This is a genomic window from Pseudomonas sp. HY2-MNA-CIBAN-0224 (genome assembly GCF_040310285.1).
Taxonomy (GTDB): Bacteria; Pseudomonadota; Gammaproteobacteria; order Pseudomonadales; family Pseudomonadaceae; genus Aquipseudomonas; species Aquipseudomonas helleri.
This window is the reverse complement of record NZ_JBEOPQ010000743.1, coordinates 1-252: the sequence shown is the minus strand read 5'-3', so window position 1 is coordinate 252 and position 252 is coordinate 1. Positions and strand designations below refer to the sequence as shown.

Below are 252 nucleotides of genomic sequence, written 5' to 3'. Positions count from 1 at the left end.
CCATGCACCAAGATGATTTTATCAAAGCGCTCATAAACCTCAGGGTCACGTGCCAAGGCCAAAAATGGCGCAAGCCCCGTACCAGTGGACAACATATAAAGGTGTTTACCGGGTAGTAGATCGTCTAAGACTAGCGTGCCGGTGGGCTTTTTGCTGACCAATAGCTCATCGCCGACTTTGATATGTTGTAGGCGTGAGGTCAAAGGGCCGTCTTGAACCTTGATAGAAAAGAACTCTAGATGGTCTTCATAG

At 48.0% G+C, this 252-nt stretch carries 1 pseudogene; it reads right to left on the bottom strand.

The window, feature by feature from the left end:
- A pseudogene (locus AAEZ03_RS28305) lies at positions 1 to 252 on the bottom strand (ferredoxin--NADP reductase); the annotation flags it as partial.